Origin of the sequence: Nocardia violaceofusca NBRC 14427 (genome assembly GCF_963869435.1) — a bacterium.
Classification (GTDB): domain Bacteria; phylum Actinomycetota; class Actinomycetes; order Mycobacteriales; family Mycobacteriaceae; genus Nocardia; species Nocardia aobensis.
This window is the reverse complement of record NZ_CAWMPM010000004.1, coordinates 19332-45604: the sequence shown is the minus strand read 5'-3', so window position 1 is coordinate 45604 and position 26273 is coordinate 19332. Positions and strand designations below refer to the sequence as shown.

Sequence of the window (26273 nt, the reverse complement as noted above, 5' to 3'; positions counted from 1 at the left end):
GTGAGTACCGGGAATCTGCTCTGGCTGCTGCCGGCCCTGCCCGCCGCCGGTGCGCTGATCCTGCTGCTGGCGGGACGTATGAGCGACCGCTGGGGGCATTGGCTGGGCTGCGCGACGGCGGTGGCCTCGTTCGGCGTGGCGGTGTGGGCGTTCGCCGAGATGCTCGGCCGCGCCGGCGCCGATCGTGCGGTGTCGCACAACTTCTTCAGCTGGGTACCGGTGGCCGGGCTGCAGGCGGAGTTCTCGCTGCAACTCGATCAGCTGACGATGTGTTTCGTCCTGCTGATCACCGGCGTCGGCTCGCTGATCCACATCTACTCGGTCGGCTACATGGCACACGATCCGGCGCGGCGGCGGTTCTTCGCCTATCTCAACCTGTTCCTGGCCGCGATGCTGATCCTGGTCATGGCCGACAACTATCTGGTGCTCTATCTCGGCTGGGAGGGCGTGGGCCTGGCCTCGTACCTGCTGATCGGGTTCTGGCACGAGAAGCCGTCGGCGGCCGCGGCGGCGAAGAAGGCCTTCGTGGTCAACCGCGTCGGCGACATGGGCTTGGCGATCGCACTTTTCCTGATGTTCGCCACCTTCGGCTCGGTCGATTTCGGGCACGTGTTCGCCGGTGTCCCGCATGCGAGCGAAGGCACCCTCACGGCTCTGGGGCTGCTGTTGCTGCTGGGCGCCTGCGGTAAATCCGCGCAGGTGCCGCTGCAGTCCTGGCTCGGTGACGCGATGGAAGGCCCGACTCCGGTGTCGGCGCTCATCCACGCCGCCACCATGGTGACCGCCGGTGTGTATCTGATCGCGCGCTCGAACGCGATCTTCGACGCCGCGCCGGCGGCTCGCGCCGGCGTGCTGGTGGTCGGCGCGGTGACGCTGCTGTTCGGCGCCGTCATCGGCTGCGCGAAGGACGACATCAAGAAGGCGCTGGCCGCGTCCACGATGAGCCAGATCGGTTATATGGTGCTGGCCGCGGGACTGGGCCCGGCCGGATATGCCGTGGCGATCATGCATCTGCTCACCCACGGCTTCTTCAAGGCCGGATTGTTCCTCGGCGCCGGATCGGTCATGCACGCGATGAACGACGAAACGGATATGCGCCGCTACGGCGGGCTGCGCAAGTATCTGCCGATCACGTTCGTCACCTTCGGGCTCGGCTATCTGGCGATCATCGGGGTGCCGCCGTTCGCGGGGTTCTTCTCCAAGGATCGGATCATCGAGGCCGCGTTCGGGTACGGCGGTGCGAACGGCATCACCCTCGGCGCCGCCGCGCTGCTCGGCGCCGGGATCACCGCCTTCTATATGACGCGCGTGATGTTGTTGACCTTCTTCGGTGAAAAGCGCTGGGCTGCGGGCGAATCCGAGGCCGAGCCGCATCCGCACGAGGCGCCCGCGGTGATGACCGGCCCGATGATCGTGCTGGCACTCGGCTCGGTGTTCTCCGGCGGGGTGTTCGTGTTCGGATCGTCGCTGCAGAACTGGCTGGCGCCGGTGGTCGGCACCGAACATGCCGAAAGCGCCGTGCCGGCGTGGGCGGTCACCGTGGCGGCGCTGGTCGTGGTGGCGATCGGTGTCGCGGTCGCTTACCGCCAGTACGCGCGTCGGCCGGTGCCGCGCACCGCCCCGCAGGAGGTCACGCCGCTGACCGTCGCGGCTCGGCGCGATCTGTACGGCGACGCGTTCAACGAGGCCGCGTTCATGCGTCCGGGCACCCACCTGACCCGCTCGCTGGTCTTCCTCGACAACCGCGGAATCGACGGCATCGTCAACACCACGGCCGCGGTGATCGGCGGTCTGTCGGCGCGAATCCGGCGCGTGCAAACGGGTTTCGTGCGCTCGTACGCCCTGTCCATGTTCACCGGCGCGGCCCTGGTGGTCGCGGCCCTGCTGGCGGTGAGGTTGCTGTGACGGAGTATCCCTGGCTGACCACACTGTGGGTGCTGCCCCTGGCCGGCGCCGTCGTCGTGCTGGCGGTCCCGGCCGGCCGGCGCACGCTGGCCCGGGTGACCGGACTCGTGTTGTCGCTGGCCACCCTGGCCGTCGCGATCGTGGTCGCGGTACGTTTCGATCCGGGCGGCCCGCAGTATCAACTCGTCGAATCACACCGCTGGATACCGGCTTTCGGCGCCGGCTACACCCTCGGCGTCGACGGGATCGCCCTGGTGCTGCTGCTGTTGACCGCCGCACTGGTGCCGCTGCTGATCCTCGCCGGATGGAAGGACGACCGCGAGGCGGGCAGCGGGCGGCGGGTCGCGCACATCTACGTCGCGCTGACCCTGATCGTCGAGGCGATGGTGCTGATCTCGTTCGTCTCGCTCGACATCCTGCTGTTCTACGTGTTCTTCGAGGTCATGCTCATCCCGATGTACTTCCTCATCGGCGGATTCGGGCCGCGCACCACCGGCGGTGAATCGGCGGCCGTGGAACTGGCACTGCGGCAGCAGCGTTCGCGCGCGGCGGTGAAGTTCCTGCTGTACAACCTGTTCGGCGGCCTGATCATGCTGGCCGCGGTGATCGGGCTGTACGTGCTCACCGCGCGGGCCCATCTCGGCGGCGAGGGCGGGACCTTCGATTTCCGGGCGGTCACGGCGGCGGCGAATTCCGGGCAGCTCGGCGCCGGGCCGGCCGTACTCAACGCGCTGTTCCTCGGCTTCATGTTCGCCTTCGCGGTGAAGGCGCCGCTGTGGCCGCTGCACACCTGGCTGCCCGGCGCCGCGGTGTCGGCCACACCCGCGAGCGCGGTGCTCATGATGGCGGTGGTCGACAAGGTCGGCACGTTCGGCATGCTGCGCTACTGCCTGCTGCTGTTCCCGGCCGCCTCGACCACCTACGCGCCGATGATCAGCGTGCTGGCGGTGATCGGCATCCTCTACGGCGCGCTGCTGGCCATCGGGCAGACCGATGTGATGCGCCTGATCGCCTACACCTCGATCTCGCATTTCGGCTTCATCATCCTCGGCATCTTCGCGATGACCAATCAGGGTGGCGCGGGCGCGACGCTGTACATGGTCAATCACGGCATCTCGACCGCGGCGCTGTTCCTCATCGCGGGATTCCTGGTGTCGCGCCGCGGAACTCGGGCGATCGCCGAATTCGGCGGCGTACAGAAGGTGGCGCCGATATTGGCGGGCACCTTCCTGATCGCGGGCCTGGCGACACTGTCACTTCCCGGGCTGGCGCCGTTCGTCAGCGAATTCCTCGTGCTCGTCGGCACGTTCACCAGATATCCGGTGGCGGCGGTGTTCGCCACGGGCGCGTTGGTACTGGCGGCGCTCTACGTGCTGTGGATGTACCAGCGCATGATGACCGGACCGGTCCGCAAGGGCAATGAGCGCTTGCCGGATCTGCTGCCGCGCGAACTGGTGGTCGTGGTGCCGTTGCTGGCGGCGCTGCTGGTCCTCGGCGCGTATCCGAGACCGGTTCTCGACCGGATCAATCCGGCGGTGGCCGGCACCCTCACCACCATCGGCAAACACGATCCGGCGCCCACGGTCGCGCCGGATGCGGCGACCGTACCGGCCGCGACCACTCCGAGCGGAGGTAACCACCGGTGAATCAGTACCTGGCCGCGACGGTTCCGGCTCCCTCGATCGAATATCACGCCCTGTCACCGATGCTCGTCGTCTTCGGTGTCGCAGTCGCCGGGGTGCTCGTCGAGGCGTTTCTGCCGCGTTCGTGGCGCTACCCGCTCCATCTCGTGCTCGCGCTGGGCGGTCTGGTGGCGGCACTCGTGGCGGTGATCGCGCTCGCGGGCACCCATGCCACGGTGGCCGTCGGCGCGGTCGCGGTCGACAACGTGACGCTGATGCTGCAGGGCACCATCCTGGTGGTCGCGATCCTCGCGGTCGTGCTGATGGCCGAACGCGGGATCGAACCGCGGCTGGCGCGCGAAAGCCGGGAGGGCCCCGGAACCTGGAGCCGGGCGGCCGCGGTGGCCTCCGGCGCGGTCGTGGTCGACGCGTTCACCCCGCAGGCCGCGGCGGTGCCGGGAAGTTCGGACGAGATCGCCGCCGCGCGGGCGGGTATCGCCACCACCGAGGTCTTTCCGCTGACCCTGTTCGCGGTCGGCGGCATGCTGCTGTTCCCCGCCTCCAACGATCTGCTGTCGATGTTCGTCGCGCTCGAAGTGCTGTCGCTGCCGCTGTATCTGCTGTGCGGGCTGGCGCGACGGCGTCGGCTGCTGTCGCAGGAGGCGGCACTGAAGTACTTCCTGCTGGGGGCGTTCGCCTCGGCTTTCTTCCTGTACGGGATGGCGTTGCTGTACGGCTACGCCGGCACGGTTCGGCTGTCGGGCATCGCCGACGCGGTGGCCCGGGATTCCGGCTCGAAAACCCTTGCGGTGCTGGGGGTGGCGATGCTGGTGGTCGGGTTGCTGTTCAAGATCGGCGCCGTGCCGTTCCAGTCGTGGGTGCCCGATGTGTATCAGGGCGCGCCGACGGCGATCACCGCGTTCATGGCCGCGGCTACCAAGATCGCGGCCGTGGGTGCGCTGCTGCGCATCCTGCAGGTCGCGGTTCCGGGACTGAGTGCGGACTGGCGTCCGATCCTGGGAGCCGTGGCGGTGGCCACGATGGTGCTGGGCGCCATACTCGCCGTCACCCAGACCGATGTGAAGCGCATGCTCGCCTACTCCTCGATCGCGCACGCCGGGTTCATCCTCACCGCGCTGGTGGCGGCCAATTCCGACGGGGTGTCGTCGGTGCTGTTCTACCTCGCCGTCTACGGCGTGAGCACCGTCGGCGCGTTCGCGGTGGTCACGCTGGTACGCGACCGCGTGGGAGACGAGGCCACCGCGCTGTCGGCATGGGCTGGGCTCGGCCGCCGCTCACCATGGCTGGCAACGGTTTTCGCGCTGTTTCTGCTGTCGTTCGCGGGCATTCCGCTGACCAGTGGTTTCATCGGGAAATTCGCCGTGTTCTCGGCCGCCGCCTCCGGGCACGCGGCGTATCTGGTGATCGTCGGTGTGATCTCCAGTGCGATCGCCGTGTTCTTCTACATCCGCGTCATCGTGCAGATGTTCTTCACCGATCCGCCGGAGGCACCGCCCGCCGTGGTCACCGCACCGGTGACCACGATGGTCGTCATCGTCACCGGCGCCGCCACGCTGGCCCTGGGTATCGTGCCGCAGCCGCTGCTCGATCTGGCGAACCGCGCGGTCGGATTCGTCACCGGGTGATCACGGAAAACATCTCGCGGACAACGGTTCTCGGCGACGCCGCACCGAAACGTCAACGGTGGCTCTAGGATCGAGCCCGACGACGACCTCCGCGCACAGAAACAGGTGTCATGACCGACAGCGCCGCACAGGTGGATCAATCCAAGCCGAGCATCGCCCGCGTGTACGACTATCTGCTGGGCGGGCGCGACAACTATGCCGTCGACCGCAAGGTCGGCGACTACTTCATCAACGATCTGCCCGGCTCGGTCGCCATCGCCTATGCCAACCGGCAGGCCATGATTCGCGCGGTCGCCGATATCGCGGACTCCGGTGTGTGCCAGTTCATCGATATGGGCAGCGGGCTGCCGACCGTCGACAATGTGCATCAGGTCGCGCAGCGTCACCTCGAGGCGCCGCGCGTGGTGTACGTGGACAACGATCCGATCGTGCTGGCACACGGTCGCGCACTGCTGTCCTCCGACGACGACACCACGGTCATTCACGCCGATCTGCGTGACCCGGACGCCATCTTCTCCCATCCGGATCTGCAGCGGCTGATCGATTTCGACGAGCCGGTGGCGGTGATCTTCAGCGCGATCCTGCACCACCTCAACGACGACGAGAATCCGGCCGAACTGGTGCGGTGGTGGACCGACCGGATCCCGGTCGGCTCGCAGATCTACATCTCGCATTTCCGTTCCGGCTTCAACGAGGAGACGCAGGCCGCCGAAGAGAAATTGCAGGCGACGTTCGGGCGGGGGCGCTGGCGTTCGGACGAGGAGATCCTCGGCCTGTTCGGTGATCTGGAGGTGCTCGAGCCGGGGCTCGAGATCTGCGCCCGCTGGCGGCCCGCCGAAGCCGACGCCTCGGTCGCACGCATCGGTCCGGCCGAGCGCGAACCGACCCTGTGGGAACAACTGATCGCGTGCGCACTGGCCCGGAAGACCCACTGAGGCTCGCTCCGGCTCAGTCGAACAGGCCGGTCCGCGCCATCGCGATGAGGCGTCGCGCGCGGTCCGCCCCGGCCTGCTCGCGCGTCCAGGCCGCGGCGTTGATCAGGGTGGCGATATCCGCGGCCGTGACCTCGGCGCGCAGCGCGCCCGCATCCCGCGCACGCTCGGTCAGTCGTTCGGTGATGCGATCCATCCTCGCGCAGTCGGCGTGCAGTTCATGGTCGTCGTCGTGTGCACCCGCGGCGAGCAGGGCGGCCAATCCCTGATAGGTGGCGGCGTGCTCGACCACGAGCGCGACCCATGCCGCCAGGTTCTGGGCGGGTTCCTCCTGCCGATCGCAGAGGTTCTCGCCGCGTTCGAACAGTGTCTCGTTGCGTTCCGACAACAGTGCGGCGACCAGCGCGCGGCGCGTGGCGAAATGGCCGTACAGGGTTCCGATTCCGACGCCGGCTCGCCGCGCCACCTGCTCGAGCGGCGCGTCGACGCCGCTTTCCGCGAAGACGGTATCGGCGGCCGCCAGCAGGGACTGCCGGTTGCGGCGGGCGTCGGCGCGCGGCTTGCGCCGGGTGGGCGGGGTGTCGTTCACAACCAACCCTTCTAAGTCGAGGCAGCCTCGAGTTAATATTTCGAGGGTCCCTCGAGTTTAGTAGGAGTTGCTCATGATCCTCGTCTTCGGTGCCACGGGTTCGATCGGCCGCCACGTGGTGGGGCACCTACGGCGCGAACAGGTCCCGTTTCGAGCGTTCGTGCGGGATGCGGCCCGCGGGCGGGAGTTGGGCACAGACGTCGCGGTCGGTGACCTCGACGAGCCGGAAACGCTGACGGCCGCATTGGCGGGCGTCGATCGGATATTTCTGTGTTCGCCCGGCGCCGTGCCGGTCTCGGGCCCGCAACCGATGATCGCGCAGCAGACCGCGGTGATCGACGCGGCGGTTCGCGCGGGGGTGCGGCGCGTGGTGAAGGTGTCGGTGTGGGGCGCGCGGGTCGGCGGACTGCTGGCCGAGGGTGCGCACGGCGAAATCGAGGCTCACCTCGAGGCCTCCGGCCTGGAATGGTCGGTGTTGCAGCCCAGTGGGTTCATGCAGAACTTCCTCACCGGCGCCGGTTCGTTCACCGACAGCGGCGATCTCATCGGCGCGTACGGCGACGCCGGGGTGTCCTATGTGGATTGTGCCGATATCGCCGCGTGCGCGGTGGCGCTGCTGATCGGCGGCCGGGGCGCCGGCGAGCGGTTCGTGGTGACCGGCCCGCACGCACTGTCGCATACCGAAATCGCCGCCGAATTGTCGAGGGTGGTCGGCCGGACTGTGTCGTATGTGGATCTGCCGGTGCGCGAGTTCGCCCAGCGCCTGATCGCCCAGGGGCTTCCCGCGGCGTTCGCCGACGATGTCGCCGACCTCTATCGGGAGGTGGCGGCAGGCGCACTGTCCGAAACGACCTCGGCGGTGGCCGATCTCACCGGGCGACCGGCCACGACATTCGCCGAATTCCTCGATCGGGAACGAGAAGCATTGCGGCACTGGCCACCTCGCATCCCGGCCTGAGGGCCACTCGCCGCCCCATGCCGGTGTGCCCGGGCAGCGACTAAGCTGCCGGTCACCATGTGCGCACCTCGGATCGTCCGGATCGCCCACGACAGCGCCGATTTCCCGGCGGTTCCGTCGCGGCGCGCCTTGTCGGGCGCCGCGGGCCTGGCGGCACTGGCGGCGGCCACCGCGCCGATCGCACGCGCGGGCACGGGAACCGTCGTCGACCTCACACATCGGGTGGGGCCGAATACGCCGATGTGGCCGGGCAATCCGCCGTTCGCGATGGTTCCGGTGGGCTGGCATGCGCTGGGAGGTTTCGATCAGAACGCGATCGCGCTGTGGGAGCACACCGGAACACATGTCGACGCACCGCTGCGCCGCGCTTTCGGCGGGGTGGGGCCCGACACCTTCTCGGCGCGCGATCTGGTGGCTCCGCTCATCGTGATCGACATCAGCGCGAAGGCGTCGTTCGACGTCGACGCCACGGTCACGATCGACGACATCGATGCTTTCGAGCGGATCTACGGCCGCATTCCGCCGCGTGCCTTCGTCGCCATGTATTCCGGATGGGAGCGTCGGCTCGCTCATCCGGCGGCCTTCGTCAATCTCGACGTCGAGGGCACCCCGCACGCCCCCGGCTTCTGCGCCGAGGCCGCGGAATACCTTGTGCGCCGACGCGATATCGCCGGCGCGGGGGTGGATACGCTCAGCCTCGACCACGCGGCCGATCCCGACTTCGGCGCACACACCGCATTCCTCGGCGGCGGCCGCTACGGCGTGGAGATGGTGGCCAACCTCGGCTCGGTTCCACCGACCGGTGCCACCGTGGTGGTCGGCGTGCCCGATCACATCGGCGGTACGGGCGGGCCGTGCCGGATGCTCGCCCTCATCTGAGATCAGTCGCACCGCGACGCGGGTAGCTTCAGCCGGTGACCGGGTGCACCTCCAGGGCGCAGGTGTCGATGGTGGTGTGCACGGTGTGGATGTCGGTCGAATCGGGGGCTGTCACAGCCAGACTCGTGTACAGCGGGCAGTCCTCCCCGGCCGGGCCCATCGCGGACCCCTCCACGACCGCGCGGGCGGGGCGGCCGGGCAGCACCGTGACGGTGGGCGGAGTGTCGTCGTCCGAGGGCAGTCCGCCCATGTAGCCGCGTGGGGTGCGTCGGGCGTGCAGGACCGGGCCGCCCTCCCCGGTGTCGACGCCGGGATAGCCGCCGATCGTGCAGGGCGGGGTATCGGCGGCGAGGGTGAAGGTCACTTCGACGCCGCGATGCATCATGCCCGGCGACAGGGTGTGGGCGGCGATGTCCAGTTGGCGCGGCCGGCATGCGGCGACGGCCGAGGAGGTGGTGGTGGGCAGCGCCGTAAGGCTCGCCTCCGGCGAAGGCGCCTGCGCGGCTGAGGTTTCGGTGGCCGGACGAGCCGACGTGGCGGGTCCGGAGTCGTGCTGCCCGCAACCGGCGAGTGCGGCGGCCGCGCCGAGCGCCACCACCGCCGCCGTCCGATTTCCGTATCTGCCGATCATCACCTCGACTCCTTCCGGCCGCACGCGTGCGCGTTCAGTTCACCGCTGCCTCCAGCACGACCCCCTCGGCCGTGGCGCCCTCCGCATCGGTCCAGCCCACTCGGACCCACCCGCGCGCGGATACGGCCGACCGTGACGGAATCCGATTGACGCGCACGGCCTTCGGCGTTTCCGGATCGACGACGGACACCTCGACGGTGCGGGCGGGAGTGTCGCTGCGGTTCTGGTCCTGGGCCACCGCGCGGCCGCTGAGCAGCGCCGCCATCTGCGCGAGCGCCACCGGATCGCGCGCGGCGTCGTAGATCCACCTGGTCCCGAGCACGCCGTGTTCGGAGGTACCGATCAGCGCCACGTCCGCGCCGGGAAGCGGGGCGCCACGATAGGTCATCGGCACGTGGTAGACCGGCTGCCGGGCATCGGCGGTGTCGACGACGAGCAGGTGCTCGATGCCCACCTCACCGTCGGGATCGTCGAGGCGGAAACCGCCCGCCTTGTGCAGGTGCGGCGTTGTGCCGGTGAACCATTCGCGCGTCGGCAGCCATGCGGTGAGCAGTTCGAGTTTGCCGGGCTCGAGGGTGGTGTGGTGAACGACAGCCATATGCCGACCCTAATCCGCGGCCCGGACCGGGGTGGGTGCGCGCGGACCGAGCAGGCCGCGCACTCCCACCTGGTCGCCGCCGCGTTCCGGACGGCGCACGCGCACGGCCATGCGGATCTCCATCGCGCCGAGCAGGATCAGGCACACCCCGACCAGAACCGACAGGGCCGCGACGGTGTCGATCGGCCACACCAGCACGATCAGCCCGGCCAGCAGTGTCGCCAGGCCGTAGCCTTCGCGCCGGCCTGGCTTCGGCAGATCCTCCGACCAGGCCGCGACGATGGCCTGCACGATGCCGCGGATCATCCATCCCATCCCGACCCACATGGCCAGCAACGCCACCCAGTCTCCGCTGCGCATGCACCACAGCGCCAGCAGTACCGACAGGGCCCCGCTCACGAATTCCAGCGCCTTGAGCCCGCCGCGGATGCGCGCCCGGAACGCCACCGTGAATTGCCAGGCGGCGGTCAACAGCAGGGTCGTGCCGAGCAATAGCTCCGCTACCTGAACGGACTTATCGGGCCAAACGAGCAGAACCACCCCGACGACGATCGACCCACAGCCGATCGCGCACGCCAGGTGCCAAGCATCACCAGCGAAGACATCCCTGCGTCCGGCCGCTCGGAAGGTGGGCATGGCCCCGATGATATGGCCCCGGACGGTGCGCACTGCGCAATTTCACAGGTTCGGCCCGGCCGATCAGCTATCGGACAGCCGCACATCCGCTCGTAGAACGTGTGTGGTTCGGTAACGGCTACCGGGCTACCGTAGGTGGGATATCGGATCTCGCACCGTTGCGGCCCGCCGGGAGGTTGCCTCATGAGCACTGTGTTTCCGCCGGGTCCCCGGCTGCCGCGAGTGGCGCAGACGCTGCTGCACGCGAAATGGCGGGGCTGGTTTGCCGGGGTGGCGTCGCGCCGCTACGGCGATGTCTACACGATGCGCATGATCGCACCGTATGCCGAGAATCTGGTGGTGTTCTCGCGGCCGGAGCATATCCGCGAAATCTTCGCCGGCGCCCCGGCGGATCTGCATGCCGGCGAGGGCAATCGGGTGCTGGAGCCGGTGATGGGACAGCATTCGCTGTTGCTCACCGACGAGGACGAACACGCCCGCGCCCGCCGATTGTTGATGCCGGCGTTCACCGGCTCGGCGCTGCGCGGCTATCGCGACCTGGTCGAGGCCATCGCCAAACATCACATCGACCAGTGGCAGCCGGACACCACCCTCGTGACGTTGCCACGGATGAACGAACTGACACTCGATGTGATCATGCAGGTGGTGTTCGGTATCAGCGAGCAGCGCGGACGTGCCGAGCTCGCGCCGCGGCTGCGCTATCTGGTCGATGTGGGCCCGCTGATCTTCCTGGGCTGGAAATGGCATCGACTGCAGCGTTTCGGCCCGTGGAAGCGGTTCGCCGACAACAAGGACGCGATCGACGCGCTGCTCTACGAGGAGATCGCGCGCCGGCGCGGCGAGCCGGATCCCGGCGACCGCGCCGATGTGCTGGCCCGGTTGCTCGCGGTGGGCGCGGAGGCCGGTGACGAGCCGCTCTCGGATGCCGAACTCCGCGATCAGCTGGTGACCCTGTTGCTGGCCGGGCACGAGACCACCGCGTCGGCGCTGTCGTGGGCGATGTTCGAATTGGCCGCCCACCCCGAAGTGCAGCAGCGGGCGCGGCGCGCGGCCGCCGAGGGCGACGACAAATATCTGGAAGCGGTACTGAAGGAGGCGATGCGCCGCCATCCCGTCATCGGCGGCACTTTGCGCCGGCTGACGCGCGAGACGACGATCGGCGGGTACACCCTGCCCCGCGGCACCGTCGTGCAGACCTCGATCGTGCTGGCGCATGCGAATCCCGACAATCATCCCGAACCCGAAAGTTTCCGTCCCGAACGCTTTCTCGACGGCGGCGTCGCCGCCAATACCTGGCTGCCGTTCGGTGGTGGTGTGCGCCGCTGTATCGGCGCCGGATTCTCGTTGATGGAGGGCACGGCGGTGCTGTCGGAGGTGCTGGGCCGATTCGCCCTGGCTCCGGTGCGGACACGCGAACGCGGGCGCATCCGCAACATCACCAACGTGCCCGCCCACGGTGCGCCGGTGCTGCTGCGACCACATCCGGGCACGCTCTGATCCGGCAGAACCCCGCTCGGAGAATTCCGGCGCGCTACTGCACCCGTTCCCAGCCGCGCGGCGGCCGGTGCGCCCCGAGCGACACGTCCCGGCTGCGATAGACCAGATAGGGTCGCGTCAGATAGCCGACGGGCGCGGAGAATACGTGGACGAGCCGGGAGAACGGCCAGAACGCGAACAGCGCGCAGGCCGAGAGCGCGTGCAGCTGAAAGGCCGGCGGCGCCCCGGCCATCAGCGCGGGGTGCGGGTCGAGGTAGAACAGCGACCGGAACCACGGCGACACGTCGGTGCGGTAGTTGTGCGGATCGCCGGTCGCGTTGCCGTAGACGGTGGCGGCGAGGCCGAGCGCCAGGGTCAGGCCCAGCAGCACGTACATGATCTTGTCGTTGCGGGTGGTCGCGGAGAACACCGAGCCGACGGTGCGGCGGCGGTAGATCAGGATGCCCAGCCCGGCCACCGTCGCGATGCCGGCGACCGCGCCGAGGCTGAACGACACGATGTGATAGGTGGTTTCGCTGATACCGATCGCCTCGGTCCACGACTGCGGGATCACCAGACCCAGGACGTGACCGAGGAACACGAACACGATGCCGTAGTGGAACAGCGGACTGCCCAGGCGCAGCAGCCGGTTCTCGTACAGCTGCGAGGAGCGGGTGGTCCACCCGAATTTGTCGTAGCGGTAGCGCCAGATCAGCCCTACCACGCAGATCGCCAGCGCCGCGTACGGCACCGCCACCCACAGCAGCACGTCGATCGCGCTCACGGTCATCGGCGGCCTCCGATCGGCGTCGGCATGTAGGTGGGCGGTGCGAACGGCTCGGTGCCGACCTCCTCACCGGGCGGGCCGGCGGCGATGAGCCGGGCGACGGCCTCGCTGTCGGTGCCACGCAGCGGCGGCAATGTGGCCGATACCGAATCCAGGACCCCGGCCCACGGAGATCCGTACTCGCGCAAGGCTGCTCGCATCACCTCCACACCGGCGCGATGGTCGGTCAGCACCCGCAGTCCGGCTTCCGGTTCGGTGGCGGCGAATTCGAGGACGACCGCCAGATGGTCGGGAAGTTCCGCGTCGTCGAGTTGCCACCCGGCGCGGCGGTAGAGCTGTTTGAGGCGCAGCAACGCCATTCCGCGTTTGCGGGTGTCGCCGTGGGAGAAGTAGGTGAGGTAGGGGCTGAACCGCTTGCGGTGGTCGAAGGTGTCGACGTATTCGCTGCCCAGCAGCATCAGCGGCGTGCTCGCCAGATGCGACAGCAGCGGACGCACGGGTGTGCCGACCGCGACCGGCAGCGCCGCCGTCGCCCGGGTGAGCAGTGGAAGCGAATCCAGCAGCGCCGCATCAGGATAGCCGAGCAGCAGCGACTGGATCTGCCATGCCGCACAGCGCGTCGTCGTGCGGGTCATGGGCGATGCCTCCCGCCGCGGCGCCGCGGTAACAGGCCCTCCGGCCGTCCGCGCCCGTCCCAGTTGAGCAGGTTCACCCGCGTCGGTTCCGAGGTGGGCGCGTCGGCGGTCTGGCGGTCCTGCAACATGCGGAAGTTTTCCACCGCCACCGGAGTGGGCCCGCCGGAGCTTTCGCCGAACGGTCCCCAGCCGCCCATCCCCGGACCGCCGTCGCGGTCCAGATCGCATTCGGTGGCGAGTTCCTCGAGCCCGTGCGCCTGTTCGGCATGAGCGGTCGGGACGACGTAGCGTTGCTCGTATTTGGCCAGTGCCAGCAGCCGATACATGTCGTAGAGCTGTTCCTCGGACATGTCGACGGCGGCGGCGATCTCCGGGCGCGGCGGACGGCCGAGGTTGACATCGCGCATGTAGCTGCGCATCGCCGCCATTCGCCGCAGCACCGCCTCGACCGGTGCGGTGTCGCCCGCGGTGAACAGTTGCGCCAGATAGTCGACCGGGATGCGCAGGGCCTCGATCGCGGCGAACAGATTGCCGTGGTCCTCGGCGTCGTGGCCGGTGTCGCGCAGCACATCCACGACCGGTGACAGCGGCGGGATGTACCAGACCATCGGCACGGTGCGGTATTCCGGATGCAGTGGCAGCGCGACCCGATAGGTGCGGATCAGCGCGTAGACCGGAGAGCGTTGCGCTGCCTGTACCCAGTCGCGCGGAATTCCGGCGCGTTCACACGCCGCGATCACCTGCGGATCGAACGGATCGAGAAAGGCGTCGCGTTGCGCGGCGTACAGATCGCGTTCGTCCGGGGTGGACGCGATATCGGTGACGGTGTCGGCGTCGTAGAGCAGCACGCCGATATAGCGCAGCCGTCCCACACACGTTTCCGCGCACACCGTCGGCAGGCCGACCTCGAGCCGCGGGAAGCAGAAGGTGCATTTTTCCGCCTTACCGGTGCGGTGGTTGAAATACACCTTCTTGTACGGGCATCCCGATACGCACATGCGCCAGCCGCGGCACCGGTCCTGATCGACCAGCACGATGCCGTCCTCGGCGCGCTTGTAGATCGCCCCGGACGGACACGCGGCCATACAGGCCGGGTTGAGGCAGTGTTCGCAGATGCGCGGCAGATAGAACATGAAGGTCTGCTCGAACTCGAATCTGACCTTGTCACCGACCTTGTCCAGCAGCGGGTCGGCCGCGGCCAGTTCGGGGGCGCCGCCCAGATTGTCGTCCCAGTTGGCCGACCAGGTGACGGCGGTGTCGCGGCCGGTGATCAGCGAGCGCGGCCGCGCCACCGGCGGATGCCGTTGCAGCGGAGCGGTGGTCAGCGTGTCGTAGTCGTAGGTCCAGGGTTCGTAGTAGTCCGACAGCTCGGGCAGAGTCGGATTGTCGAAGATCGTGAACAGGGTCCGCACGCGGCCGCCGCGCCGCAGCCGCAACCGGCCCTTGCGGTCGAGGACCCAGCCCCCTTTCCATCGGCTCTGATTCTCGTAGGTGCGCGGATACCCTTGTCCCGGACGGGTTTCCACGTTGTTGAACCAGACGTATTCGACTCCGGCGCGGTTGGTCCAGGTTTGTTTGCAGGTCACCGAGCAGGTGTGGCAGCCGATGCATTTGTCGAGGTTCATCACCATCGCCAGGTGCGCCATGGGCCTCATCGGTAGCTCACCTCCTGGCTGCGGCGGCGGATCACGGTCACTTCGTCGCGTTGATTGCCGGTGGGTCCGAGATAGTTGAAGGCGAACGACAATTGCGCGTAGCCGCCGATGAGATGGGTGGGTTTGATCAGCAGCCGGGTGAGCGAATTGTGGATGCCGCCGCGCTTGCCGGAGGTTTCGGCCAGGGGCACGTCGATCAGTCGGTCCTGGGCGTGATGCATGTACACCGTGCCTTCGGGCATGCGATGCGAGACGACGGCGCGGGCCACCACGACGCCGTTGCGGTTGACCGCCTCGATCCATTCGTTGTCGCGCACACCGAGTTTCGCCGCGTCGCGATCGGAGATCCAGATCGTCGGGCCGCCACGCGACAGGCTCAGCATCAACAGGTTGTCCTGATATTCGGAGTGGATGGACCATTTCGAATGCGGGGTCAGATAGCGCAGCGACAGTCCGCGCACACCGTGCTGCCCCAATCGGGGTTCGTCGAACAGGGCCGACATGTCCAGCGGCGGCCGGAAGACCGGCAATTGTTCACCGACCTCGGCCATCCAGTCGTGGTCGAGATAGAAGTGCTGGCGCCCGGTGAGGGTGTGCCACGGTTTGGCGCGTTCGACATTGACGGTGAACGGCGAGTATCGCCGCCCGCCGCTTTCGGATCCGGACCATTCCGGGGAGGTGATCACCGGCACGGGCGCGACCTGGGTGTCGGCGAAGGTGATGCGCGTACCCGCGTGTTCGGCGGCCAGATCGGCCAGCGGGGTGCCGGTGCGCTGCTCGAGGGTGCGAAAGCCCTGCACGGCGAGGCGGCCGTTGGTGGTACCCGACAGTGCCAGGATCGCCTCGCAGGCGTCGATATCGCGTTCGAGGCTGGGGCGCCCGGCGGCCGGCCCGCCGCGCACGATGCCGTTGCGCGCGGCCAGATCCGCCACTTCCCGGCTCACGTCGAAGGTGACGCCCTTGGTGGCCGCGCCGAGCCGGTCGACCAGTGGCCCGAGTGCGCCCATCTTCGCGCGGACCGCGCCGTAGTCGCGTTCGACGGCGGTCAGCCGCGGCATCGTCAGACCCGGAACCGGTTGGCAGGCACCGGTTTTCCAGTCCCGCACCGCACCGTGCGGGGTGGCCAGTTCGTCGGGGGTGTCGTGCAGCAGTGGTGTCGCGACGATATCGGTGCGCACCCCGAGGTGGCGGCGCGCCAAGCGGCTGAATTCGGCGCCGATGCTCGCGAACGCGTCCCAGTCGGTGCGGGTCTGCCACGGCGGTGCGATCGCCGGGCTGAACGAATGCACGAACGGGTGCATGTCGGTGGAGGACAGATCGTATTTCTCGTACCAGGTCGCGGCCGGCAGCACCACATCCGAGTACATGGTGGTGCTGGTCATCCGGAAATCCAGCGTCAGCAGTAGATCGAGTTTCCCCTCCGGTGCCTGCTCGTGCCACACCACCTCACGTGGCCGGGCATCCGGCGGGGCCTGCTCGGCGCGCAGCGAGGAGTCCGCGCCGAGCAGGTGACGCAGGAAGTATTCGTTGCCCTTGGCGGAGGAGCCGAGCAGATTGGATCGCCAGATCGACAGCACGCGAGGGAAATTCGCCGGGTTGTCGGGATCTTCGCAGGCGAACCGCAGCTTTCCCCTCGTCAACTGGTCGACGATATGGTCCGCGGGCGTGCGGCCCGCGCGTTCGGCCTCGTCGGCCAGGTCGAGGGGGTTGCGGTCGAAAGTCGGATACGAGGGGGTCCAGCCCATGCGCGCTGCCTGTGCGATGAGGTCGGCGGTGCTGCGCCCGGACAGGTCACCCGGACCGGTGGTCGTGGTGAGGGTGTCGGCGGCGAAGGGGTCGTAGCGGAACTGATCGGTGTGCAGGTACCAGTAGACGGTCTGGTTCATCTGCCGCGGCGGCCGGGTCCAGTCGGTGACGTTGGCCACCGTGGCCCAGCCCGTGACGGGCCGGCACTTCTCCTGGCCCACATAGTGCGCCCAGCCGCCGCCGTTTCGTCCCTGGCAGCCGGTGAGGGTGGTGAGGGCCAGGAACGTGCGATACATGGTGTCGGAGTGGAACCAGTGGTTGGTGCCGGCGCCGAGGATGATCATCGAACGGCCTCGAGTCTCTTCGGCATTGGCGGCGAATTCGCGTCCGATGCGCGCCGCGGCGGCGGCAGGCACCCCGGTGATCGCCTCCTGCCAGGCGGGCGTGCCGGGATGGGCGGCATCGGCGTAGCCGGTGGGCCACTCCCCCGGCAGGCCCTCGCGCCGCACACCGTAGCGGGCCAGCATCAGATCGAACACCGTGGTGACGAGATGGCCGCCGACCGTGCGCACGGGAACGCCGCGCCGCACGACCGCGACCGCCCCGTCGGCGGTGTCGAAGCGGGGCAGTTCCACCACCACCGCCCGGTCGCCGGCTGCCGACAGTGCCGGCTGCACATCGTCCAACTCCAGGTTCCAGCGTCCGGCGCCGTCGGCGCCGTAGCGGAACCCGAGAGATCCGTTGGGCACCACGGGTTTTCCCTGCTCATCCAGCAGGACGGTCTTGAATTCGGCATTTTCGGTGCGGGCGAATTCGTCGAGATCGGCGGCGGTGAGAAATTTGCCGGGACGGTACACGCCGTCGCTGTCGTCCAGCCGCACCAGGAACGGCAGATCGGTGAATCGGCGCACGTAGTCCTCGAAATAGGGCACCTGCCGGTCGACGAAGAATTCCCGCAGGATCACATGACCCATCGCCATCGCCAGGGCGGCGTCGGTGCCCGGATGCGGGGCGAGCCATTCGTCGGCGAACTTCACGTTGTCGGCGTAGTCGGGCGCGATCGCGATCACCTTCTGGCCGCGATAGCGGGCCTCGGTCATCCAGTGCGCATCCGGGGTGCGGGTCACCGGGACGTTCGAGCCCCACATCATGAGATAGCCGGCGTCCCACCAGTCTCCGGACTCGGGCACATCGGTCTGGTCGCCGAAGACCTGCGGGGAGGCGACGGGCAGATCGGCGTAGAAGTCGTAGAACGACAGCATCGACCCGCCGATCAGCGAGATGAACCGCGAGCCGGCCGCGAACGACACCATCGACATGGCGGGGATCGGTGAGAAGCCGGCAATCCGGTCGGGCCCAAAGGTTTTGATGGTGTGCACGTGCGCGGCGGCCACCAGTTCCACCGCCTCCTCCCAGCCGGCGCGGACCAGTCCGCCGCGGCCGCGCGCGCTCTTGTAGCGCCGGGCAGCCTCCGGATCGGAGACGATCGATTCCCAGGCGGTGACCGGATCGCCGGTGCGCGCCTTGGCTTCTCGATACATTTCGAGCAGTACACCGCGGATGTACGGGTAGCGGATGCGGGTGGGTGAATAGGTGTACCAGGAGAACGCCGCGCCGCGCGGGCAGCCGCGGGGCTCGTATTCGGGGCGGTCGGGACCGACGGACGGATAGTCGGTGGCCTGGGTCTCCCAGGTGATGATGCCGTCCTTGACATACACCTTCCACGAACAGGATCCGGTGCAGTTGACGCCGTGCGTGGAGCGCACCACCTTGTCGTGGGCCCAGCGTTCGCGGTAGAACTCGTCGGCCTGACGGCCGCCGCGCACGTATTCGGTGCGCAGATCCGCGGAGACGGTGGCGCGGGTGAAGAACCGGCGACTGCGAATCAGCGCTGCCGTCACTTCGGAATCCAGGGCCGCGCCGTTCCCGCGTGCGGTACGTGCCATCTGCCCGCCTCTCGCCCGGATCGCGGCGTCCCGCGCGATCGCCTCACACCGTCACACGAACACTGGCACCGTAATCGCTAATCATTGGCAATCGGCGTATTTCGGCGGCAACGGATACGGAGTCGAAATAGGAGGTTTCCAGCGATCAGGTAGCACCCACCGGTCGCGTCCCGTTATTTCCGTCCGGAACCGACTGGTCCGCGCGCTGCCGCACAACATCTTCCGCCGCGATCCGGCCTCGCCTCCGAACCATGCCCCGGTACTCGTCGCGGCCGATAGCGCGCACCCGGGCGCGGTGCGTGTCGGCGCGGAGTCCACAATCGGCAGTGGACCGCACTCGCCGACAGAGAGGTGATCACTCGTGAAGGTGTTCCAGATCGGCGCGGCGGGCGGCGTGGGCCGCCGCCTCGCGCAACGGCTGACGGACCGCGGTGACCAGGTCACCGGTATGCATCGCAATCCCGAACAGGCCGAGACCGTCGCGGCGACCGGGGCGACGCCGGTGTCGGGCGACCTGATCCACGACACGGTCGAGGATTTGGCGGCCAAGATCGCCGGGCACGACGCCGTGGTGTTCTCCGCGGGCGCACACGGCACCGGCCCCGACAAGACGACGGCGATCGACGGCGCCGGCCTGGAGAAGGCGGCCGCCGCCGCGGCGCAGGCGGGCGTCTCGCGCTTCGTGCTGGTGTCGGTGTTCCCCGATGCCGGCCGCGACCGTGAACCCTCCGAAGGGTTCGAGCATTACATGCGGGTGAAGAAGTCCGCGGACGTCCACCTGACCCACACCGCGCTCGACTGGCTCATCGTGCGCCCGGGCACGCTGCTCGACGATCCGGGTTCGGGCACCGTCACCGCCGGCCTGGCCATCGAATACGGGTCGGTCGCCCGCGACGATGTCGCCGCCTTCATCGACGCGGCCCTGCACGAACCGGCGCTGAACCGGGTCATCGTGGAGCTCACCGGCGGCAGCACCCCCGCCGCCGATGCGGTGGCGGAACTCGTGGCCGTGACCACTCCTCGTCGCTGACCGTGGCGCCGCCCCGGCGAAAATCATGTGACAGCCGTCGACGCCGGGCCTAGCGTTCTCGGGCATGTCGAGGATGGCGCCCGACGTCGGCGCCGGGCAGCGGCTGGGCACCGGCACGAGTTGCGCGGTGGTGTCGGCGGTGTCGTTCGCACTGTCCGGCCCCGTGGCTCGCGGCCTGATGACGGCCGGGTGGAGTTCCGCGGCGGTGGTGATCGTGCGGGTCCTCGTCGCCGCCGCGGCACTCGCGCCGATCGCGGCCATCCAGTTGCGTGGGAGCTGGAAATTGTTGCGTGTCAACGCGTTTCTGCTCATCGGGTACGGCCTGGTGGCGATCGCCGGAGTGCAGCTGGCCTATTTCACCGCCGTCGCGCATCTGGCGGTGGGGCAGGCGTTGCTGATTCAATACACCTCCCCGATCGCGGTGGTCGGCTGGCTGTGGCTGCGTCATCACCAACGGCCGGCGGTGCCGACGGTGGTCGGTGCGTTCCTCGGCCTGGCCGGGCTGGTGCTGGTGATCGATCTGCGTTCGGGTGGCGCAGCCGATCGGATCGGCATCGCGTGGGCACTGCTCGCCATGGCCTGCGGGGTCGCCTATTTCCTGCTCTCCGCGCGCGGTGACGGCACACTACCGGGAACCGTGCTGGCCGCGGGCGGACTGCTGGTGGGCGGGCTCGGGCTGCTCGCCGCGGGCGGAGCGGGCGTTCTTCCACTGGTCGCGACCGCGAATCCCGTTGTGTACCAGGATGTCACGGTGCCGTGGTGGCTGCCGCTCACGATTCTCGGCACCGTGACCGCCGCCCTCGCCTACGTCGCCGGCATCGCCGCCACCCGCCTGCTCGGCTCCCGCGCCGCGGCGTTCACGGGCCTGCTCGAAGTGGTGGCGGCCCTGATCTTCGCGTGGGCACTGCTCGGTGAGGCCCCGCACCCGATCCAGCTTCTCGGCGGGGTGCTGGTCCTCAGCGGCGTGCTCGTCGTGCGCCGCGGCGAGGCGGCCACCGCCGGTGCCGGTGCCGATCAGTCGGTGAGCCGCTGCTCGGCGTAGACGGCCATGGCGTCGCGCTGGTATTCGGCCAGGCCGGCCGCGATCCGTTCGTAGTTGGCCTTGAACCGCTCGTCGTCGACGTACATCTGGCCGAGGCAGGTGTAGGCGCTGCGGTTCGGGGTCCAGAAACGGCGGAGACCCTCGTATTGAGTGTGGATTTCGGCCTGCACCGCCGCATCCTCGACCGGTGTCCCGGCGGCCATGAACTCGGCCATCCGGATCATCGTCGCGGTCAGTTCCCGCTGCATGCGCTCGACATCCTCGGCGGTCATATCGGCGCTCGCCTGGCGGGACTGCTCGAACTGTTCGGGCCAGCGCTGCCGGGCCTCGTCGTCGTACTGCGTGTGATCGAAGCCCGCGAACAGATTTTCCGGGCGGTTGATCTGCACTGACATCTCCTTGTTCCCTTCGAGTTCGGCGATGGTGCGCGCCACGGTCTCGACCATCCGTCCCAGCCGGTCGCGTTCGGCGAGCAGCCGGGCGTACTGGCGTTTGAGCGCCGCCAGCGTGTCCGGTTCGGAGTCGACCGCCTCGGCGATCTCGGCGAGTCCGAGCCCCAGCTCGCGCAGCACGAGGATCTGCTGCAGCCGCAGCAGGCTGTGCTCGTCGTAGTAGCGATAGCCGTTGCTACCCACGTGGGCCGGGGTGAGCAGGCCGATGTCGTCGTAGTGGCGCAAGGTGCGGGCGGTGACTCCCGACATCTTCGCCACCTCCGCGATCGACCAGCTCATGGTGCTTCCCATCTGTCCTGAGGCCGGTCGCTCCGGCCTCGTCTTCGACGGTAGAAGTTGCCGTAGCGTGAAGGTCAAGCCGAATTCTCGGCGCCCGGGCGCAGCCCGAGCAGAGTTTCGGCGATGCGCCGCATCTCCCCCAGGTATCGGGCGCGCTCGTGCGGCGGATCGGCGCGGCGGTCGAGTACGCCGCGGGTCAGTGCGTAGCCGACGGTTTCGGCGACGACTCGGACCGGTGCCGCGGGAGTGATGGTTCCGGCGCGGTGTTCGCGGTCCAGGTAGCGCGTGAAGCGGCGGATGGGGCGTTCGGAGATTTCGGCGGCCAGCGCGCCGATCTCGGGGTCCAGGGTGCCGCGCTCCTCGATCAGTCCAAGCAGCGGCCCGGCGTGCAGCACCGCTTCGGCGAACGATTCGATGGTGGCGCGCAACATCTCTCGCGGATCGGAGTCGGTCAGATCGGGTTCCTGGGCGGCGAGGAATTCGTCGCGCACCCGCGCGGCGAGGGCGCGAAAGATCTCGTCCTTGGAGGCGAAGTACACATACAGCGTCGCGCGGGAGACGCCGGCCCGGCCGGTGATCGCGGCGACGGTGGTCGCCGCGTAGCCGCGTTCGATGAAGACGGCGGCTGCGGCATCGAGCAGGCCACGATGCCGGTCGGTCTCCGAGCGTTCCCGGGCGGCGCGCACTCTCCAGGCCGACGTCATACCGTCTATCCTATTGACGTTGACGTCAATGTCAATCAGACTGGCGGCATGCAGGTGGTGGTGGCGAACCGGGGTGAAGTGGCGGTCCGGGTGTTGCGTACGGCGCGAGAGCGCGGCTACGGCACGCGGGCGTTGTCGACGGTGGACGAGCCGGACGCGATGCCGGTGCGGCTGGCCGACGAGGCGGTCCGGCTCCCCGGCGCGGGAGCCGCGGCCTACCTCGACATCGACGCCGTCGTCGCGGCCGCCGGCACCGCGGGACCGGGCGCGCTGGTCCATCCGGGATACGGATTCCTCAGCGAGAGCGCCGATTTCGCCGCCGCGTGCGCGGCGGCGGATCTGGTGTTCGTCGGGCCCGCTCCGGAGGTGCTGCGGATTTTCGGTGACAAGGTCGCGGCGCGGCGCGCCGCGGAACAGGCCGGTGTCGCGGTACTGCCCGCCACCTCCGGCGCCGCCGGGCCCGAGCAGATCGAGGCGCTGCTCACCGCCCACCCCGAGGGCGTGATGATCAAGGCGACCGCCGGTGGCGGCGGCCGCGGCATGCGTGTGGTGCGCCGGCGCGAGGAGCTGGCGCAGGCCTATGCCCACTGCCGGGCCGAGGCCCGCGCGGGTTTCGGGGACGACACCGTCTACGCCGAGGCGCTGGTAGAACACGCCCGCCACATCGAGGTGCAGATCGTCGCCGACGGTTCGCGCGCGGTCGCGCTCGGCGATCGCGATTGCAGCGTGCAGCGGCGCCGCCAGAAACTGATCGAGATCGCGCCCGCGCCCGCCCTCGCGCCGGATCTGCGCGAGCGCCTGCACGCCGAGGCGGTACGACTGGCCGAAACGGTCGGCTGCCGGGGCGTGATCACCGTCGAATTCCTGGTGCGCGACGACACTGCCTGGTTTCTGGAGGTCAATCCGCGGTTGCAGGTCGAGCACACCGTCACCGAGGAGGTGACGGGCCTGGATCTGGTGGCCGTGCAGTTCGATCTCGCGCAGGGCCGCACCCTCGACGATCTCGAGCTGCCCGCCACCACCCGCGGATATGCGGTGCAGGTGCGTGTCAATGCCGAAATACTCAGCACGACAGGCGATGTCCTGCCCAGCACCGGTGTACTCACCCGGTTCACCCCGCCCACCGGATCCGGTGTGCGCGTCGACACCGCCGCCTACAGCGGTATGCGCCAGGGCGCCGGTTTCGATTCCCTGCTCGCCAAGATCATCGCGCGCGGACCGACCTTCCCGGCGGCGCTGCGGCGGGCTGCCGACGCCCTGGCCGAAACCACGATCGACGGCGTCGACACCACCGTCGCCCTGCAGCGTGCCGTCCTCGACGCCTTGCCCGGCGACACCACGGTCGACACGCTGTGGTTCGAACGCCACAGCGCCGAATTGGCCGCCCGGGCCGAGGAATCGGCTCCCCCGCCGCCGGTCGAGGCTGCGCCGGTGGCGGTGGACCGCTACGACGGCGACGAGCAGGTGTTGCGCTCACCGCTGGGTGGCACGGTGATCAGTGTCGTCGAACCGGGCACGGTGGTGGCCGCGGGCGCCGAGGTCGCCGTCGTCGAGGCGATGAAGATGCATCACGTGGTCCGCGCCGGACAGCCGTTGCGGGTGGTGCGGGTTCTGGCCGAGCCCGCGACGGTGGTGGATCCGCATGCGGCACTGCTGGTGTGGGACGACGCGGATCACGACGGCGAGGACGCCGACGTCACGGCCGTGGATCTCGACACCGAACGCGACGATCTGGCGCAGGTGCGGGCCCGCCATCGTGCCGGACTCGACGAGGCACGCCCGGAGGCGGTCGCCAAACGGCACCGGCTGGGGCGTCGGACCGCCCGCGAGAACATCGCGGACCTGGTCGACGACGACAGTTTCGTCGAATACGGGGCGTTGGCGGTGGCGGCGCAGCGGTCCCGGCGCAGCATCGAGGATCTCATCGCGAATACGCCGGCCGACGGGCTCGTCGCCGGGGTCGCGACCGTCAACGCCGCCCGATTCGGGCACGACCGCGCGCGGGCGGTGGTGATGTCCTACGACTACACGGTGCTGGCCGGCACCCAGGGCATGCGCAATCACGCCAAGACCGACCGGATGCTGGAACTGGCACGCGAACAACGACTTCCGGTGGTGTTCTTCACCGAGGGCGGCGGCGGCAGACCCGGCGACACCGATCACGCGGGCATCTCGGGACTGGACGTGACGACCTTCCGCGCGATGGCCGCACTGTCGGGTACGGTCCCGCTGATCGGCATCGTGTCCGGGCGCTGCTTCGCCGGAAACGCGGCGCTGCTCGGCATGTGCGACGTCGTCATCGCCACCCCCGACGCCAATATCGGCATGGGCGGGCCCGCGATGATCGAGGGCGGTGGACTGGGTGTCTACACACCGGAGGAGATCGGCCCCGTGCGGGTGCAGCGCCGCAACGGCGTGGTGCACATCGTCGCCGCCGACGAAGCCGAGGCGGTGGCGATCGCCCGCGATTATCTCGGCTATTTCCAAGGGACCGTGGACACGTGGGAGGAGCCGGACCCGCGCCTGGCCCGCCATGTGGTGCCCGAGGACCGGCTGCGGGCCTACGACATCCGCGCGGCCGTGGCCGCGATCGCCGACACCGGTTCGGTTCTGGAATTGCGCCGCGACTGGGGCGTGGGCGTGGTTACCGCTTTGATCCGCGTCCAGGGCAGACCCTTCGGGCTCATCGCCAACGACTGCCATCACCTCGGCGGCGCGATCGACGCCCCCGCCGCCGACAAACTCAGCGCCTTCCTGCGGCTGTGCGACGCACACGGTCTGCCCATCGTATCGCTGTGTGACACACCGGGTTTCATGGTCGGACCGGAGGCGGAAACGCATGCCACGGTCACGAAGTTCAGTCGCCTGTTCATCGACGCGGCCGCCATGTCGGTGCCGTGGGGCACCGTCATCCTGCGCAAGGGCTACGGCTTGGGCGCGCAGGCGATGGCGGCCGGCTCCTTCCGCGCCCCGCGATTCGTCGTCGCCTGGCCGACCGGGGAAATCGGCGGGATGGGTCTGGAGGGAGCGGTGCGGCTGGGTTTCGCGAAAGAACTGGCGGCGATCGAGGATCCGGTGCAGCGCAGCGCCGCGTTCGACAATCTGGTGCGCGCGGCCTACGAGAGCGGGAAGGCGCTCACCGCCGCGACGGTACTCGAACTCGATGACGTGATCGACCCGGCGCAGACGCGCCGCTGGATCGGCACCCTGCGCTGAGCGCGGGCGCCGATCCCCGTGCGGCTCAGGCGGATTTGCGGGCCAGCCCCGCGACGATCAGCTGCTCCCACACGCTGAGTTCGCGTCCACTGCCGGAATCCTCGGCGGCCGACTCGGGCCACCAGCGCGCGCACGGCTGCAGGCCGGGATCGATCAGTTCCAAATCGCCGAACAGTGCCTCGATCTCGTCGTCGTTGCGCCAGCGACCGCGGCCGAAGGCGTCGAGCACCTTGCGCTCGGTGGTGTTGGTCTCGCGGTTGTGCCCGGAACGGAAATGCGAGATGTAGACCTGGCTGCCGGCCGGAACACGGGCGGCCCAGTCGCCGACCACACCGACCGGGTTCTCGTTGTCCTCCACGAAGGCCAGCACGACCCCGAACAGCAGGCCCACCGGTTCGTCGAAGTTGATCAGCCGCTTCACATCGGCATCGCCGGCGATTTCCGAGACCTGGCACAGATCACGACCCAGCACCGCGATCCGATCGTCGACCGACAACAGCGCGCGGCCGTGGGCGACGACGAACGGATCGTTGTCGACGTAGACGATCGGCGCGTCGGGATGCTGGCGGCGCACCACGTCGTGCACGTTCTCGGTGGTGGGCAGTCCGCATCCCAGATCGATGAACTGGCGAATTCCGTTGGCGCACATGCTGCGTACGGCGCGGAGCGTGGCCGCCCGGGCGGTGATCGCCACCTGCTCGGAACCGGGCAGGAAGTCGATGAAGTAATCGGCGAGGTTCTGGTCGACGCCGTAGTTGTCGCGCCCGCCGAGGATGTAGTCGTATACCCGTGCCACGCTCGGCCTTGCTTGCCGCGCTCGCATGGCGTCGTCGTTCACTAGTCACCTCTCGATTCCCACGACGCCCGTCGCAGCCGTGGCTGATTCAGTTGTCGAGCATAGCGGTCGGC

Annotated in this window: 21 protein-coding genes; 10 read left to right on the top strand and 11 right to left on the bottom strand. The window is 68.9% G+C overall.

Going from position 1 to position 26273, the window contains the following annotated elements; translation table 11 throughout:
- The 4 genes from nuoL to AC5592_RS02640 all read left to right on the top strand — a co-directional run bounded on the left by nuoL (position 1) and on the right by AC5592_RS02640 (position 6108).
- On the top strand, positions 1 to 1905 hold the full coding sequence (gene nuoL, locus AC5592_RS02655) for an NADH-quinone oxidoreductase subunit L (protein ID WP_063063274.1): 1905 nt from the start codon (positions 1 to 3) through the stop codon (positions 1903 to 1905).
- A complete protein-coding gene (locus AC5592_RS02650) occupies positions 1902 to 3551 on the top strand; it encodes an NADH-quinone oxidoreductase subunit M (protein ID WP_063063273.1) in 1650 nt (549 codons plus the stop codon). Before nuoL ends, AC5592_RS02650 begins: the two co-directional genes overlap by 4 nt.
- Positions 3548 to 5173: an NADH-quinone oxidoreductase subunit NuoN gene (nuoN, locus tag AC5592_RS02645; protein WP_063063272.1), complete on the top strand. Its 1626-nt coding sequence runs from the start codon at positions 3548 to 3550 to the stop codon at positions 5171 to 5173. Before AC5592_RS02650 ends, nuoN begins: the two co-directional genes overlap by 4 nt.
- Positions 5174 to 5283: 110 nt before the next feature.
- On the top strand, positions 5284 to 6108 hold the full coding sequence (locus tag AC5592_RS02640) for an SAM-dependent methyltransferase (RefSeq protein ID WP_063063271.1): 825 nt from the start codon (positions 5284 to 5286) through the stop codon (positions 6106 to 6108).
- A gap of 13 nt (positions 6109 to 6121) precedes the next feature.
- Here AC5592_RS02640 and AC5592_RS02635 read toward each other — a convergent pair whose 3' ends face one another.
- Positions 6122 to 6694: a TetR/AcrR family transcriptional regulator gene (locus AC5592_RS02635; protein ID WP_036501250.1), complete on the bottom strand. Its 573-nt coding sequence runs from the start codon at positions 6692 to 6694 to the stop codon at positions 6122 to 6124.
- Between the two features lie 73 nt (positions 6695 to 6767).
- Between AC5592_RS02635 and AC5592_RS02630 the strand changes: the two genes are divergently transcribed.
- The gene (locus AC5592_RS02630) at positions 6768 to 7652 is read left to right on the top strand and encodes an SDR family oxidoreductase (RefSeq protein WP_063063270.1); all 885 of its coding nucleotides are present in this window, start codon (positions 6768 to 6770) and stop codon (positions 7650 to 7652) included.
- A gap of 57 nt (positions 7653 to 7709) precedes the next feature.
- Complete coding sequence (locus AC5592_RS02625) at positions 7710 to 8531, top strand: cyclase family protein (protein ID WP_063063269.1); 822 nt, start codon at positions 7710 to 7712, stop codon at positions 8529 to 8531.
- A 28-nt stretch (positions 8532 to 8559) separates the two neighbouring features.
- On the opposite strand, the gene AC5592_RS02620 is transcribed toward AC5592_RS02625, so the two are convergent.
- Genes AC5592_RS02620 through AC5592_RS02610 form a run of 3 tightly spaced genes read right to left on the bottom strand, consistent with a single transcriptional unit; the run spans position 8560 to position 10396 of the window.
- Complete coding sequence (locus AC5592_RS02620) at positions 8560 to 9162, bottom strand: DUF4232 domain-containing protein (protein ID WP_084506279.1); 603 nt, start codon at positions 9160 to 9162, stop codon at positions 8560 to 8562.
- Positions 9163 to 9196: 34 nt separating this feature from the next.
- The gene (locus AC5592_RS02615) at positions 9197 to 9760 is read right to left on the bottom strand and encodes a maltokinase N-terminal cap-like domain-containing protein (RefSeq protein WP_063063268.1); all 564 of its coding nucleotides are present in this window, start codon (positions 9758 to 9760) and stop codon (positions 9197 to 9199) included.
- Between the two features lie 9 nt (positions 9761 to 9769).
- A complete protein-coding gene (locus AC5592_RS02610) occupies positions 9770 to 10396 on the bottom strand; it encodes an HdeD family acid-resistance protein (RefSeq protein ID WP_157121522.1) in 627 nt (208 codons plus the stop codon).
- Between the two features lie 183 nt (positions 10397 to 10579).
- Here AC5592_RS02610 and AC5592_RS02605 point away from each other — a divergent pair, with 183 nt between their 5' ends.
- On the top strand, positions 10580 to 11893 hold the full coding sequence (locus AC5592_RS02605; RefSeq protein ID WP_036501247.1) for a cytochrome P450: 1314 nt from the start codon (positions 10580 to 10582) through the stop codon (positions 11891 to 11893).
- 34 nt (positions 11894 to 11927) lie between these two features.
- On the opposite strand, the gene narI is transcribed toward AC5592_RS02605, so the two are convergent.
- The 4 genes from narI to AC5592_RS02585 are packed head-to-tail and all read right to left on the bottom strand — an operon-like array spanning position 11928 to position 18641.
- Positions 11928 to 12662, bottom strand: coding sequence for a respiratory nitrate reductase subunit gamma (narI, locus tag AC5592_RS02600; protein WP_063063267.1), 735 nt, complete (start codon positions 12660 to 12662; stop codon positions 11928 to 11930).
- Entirely contained in the window at positions 12659 to 13294 is a 636-nt protein-coding gene (narJ, locus tag AC5592_RS02595) for a nitrate reductase molybdenum cofactor assembly chaperone (protein ID WP_063063266.1), read from the bottom strand. The genes narI and narJ overlap by 4 nt, the downstream gene beginning before the upstream one ends.
- Positions 13291 to 14949 (bottom strand): nitrate reductase subunit beta, encoded by a 1659-nt coding sequence (gene narH, locus AC5592_RS02590; RefSeq protein ID WP_063063265.1) that lies wholly within the window; start codon positions 14947 to 14949, stop codon positions 13291 to 13293. The genes narJ and narH overlap by 4 nt, the downstream gene beginning before the upstream one ends.
- Positions 14946 to 18641 carry a nitrate reductase subunit alpha gene (locus AC5592_RS02585; protein ID WP_198163742.1) on the bottom strand — a complete coding sequence of 1232 codons (3696 nt, stop codon included), beginning with the start codon at positions 18639 to 18641 and terminating at the stop codon, positions 14946 to 14948. Before AC5592_RS02585 ends, narH begins: the two co-directional genes overlap by 4 nt.
- A 361-nt stretch (positions 18642 to 19002) precedes the next feature.
- On the opposite strand from AC5592_RS02585, the gene AC5592_RS02580 reads away from it, so the two are divergent.
- Positions 19003 to 19671: an SDR family oxidoreductase gene (locus AC5592_RS02580; RefSeq protein WP_036501243.1), complete on the top strand. Its 669-nt coding sequence runs from the start codon at positions 19003 to 19005 to the stop codon at positions 19669 to 19671.
- A 64-nt stretch (positions 19672 to 19735) separates the two neighbouring features.
- Entirely contained in the window at positions 19736 to 20713 is a 978-nt protein-coding gene (locus tag AC5592_RS02575; RefSeq protein ID WP_063063264.1) for an EamA family transporter, read from the top strand.
- Here AC5592_RS02575 and AC5592_RS02570 read toward each other — a convergent pair.
- Positions 20686 to 21444 carry a MerR family transcriptional regulator gene (locus AC5592_RS02570; protein ID WP_063063512.1) on the bottom strand — a complete coding sequence of 253 codons (759 nt, stop codon included), beginning with the start codon at positions 21442 to 21444 and terminating at the stop codon, positions 20686 to 20688. The two genes, AC5592_RS02575 and AC5592_RS02570, sit on opposite strands and share 28 nt — an antisense overlap.
- Before the next feature lie 74 nt (positions 21445 to 21518).
- Positions 21519 to 22148 carry a TetR/AcrR family transcriptional regulator gene (locus tag AC5592_RS02565; RefSeq protein ID WP_063920231.1) on the bottom strand — a complete coding sequence of 210 codons (630 nt, stop codon included), beginning with the start codon at positions 22146 to 22148 and terminating at the stop codon, positions 21519 to 21521.
- Between the two features lie 48 nt (positions 22149 to 22196).
- Here AC5592_RS02565 and AC5592_RS02560 point away from each other — a divergent pair, with 48 nt between their 5' ends.
- The gene (locus AC5592_RS02560; RefSeq protein WP_063063262.1) at positions 22197 to 25364 is read left to right on the top strand and encodes a carboxyl transferase domain-containing protein; all 3168 of its coding nucleotides are present in this window, start codon (positions 22197 to 22199) and stop codon (positions 25362 to 25364) included.
- Between the two features lie 25 nt (positions 25365 to 25389).
- On the opposite strand, the gene AC5592_RS02555 is transcribed toward AC5592_RS02560, so the two are convergent.
- Positions 25390 to 26202 (bottom strand): SAM-dependent methyltransferase, encoded by an 813-nt coding sequence (locus tag AC5592_RS02555; protein WP_198163741.1) that lies wholly within the window; start codon positions 26200 to 26202, stop codon positions 25390 to 25392.
- Positions 26203 to 26273 lie beyond the last annotated feature (71 nt).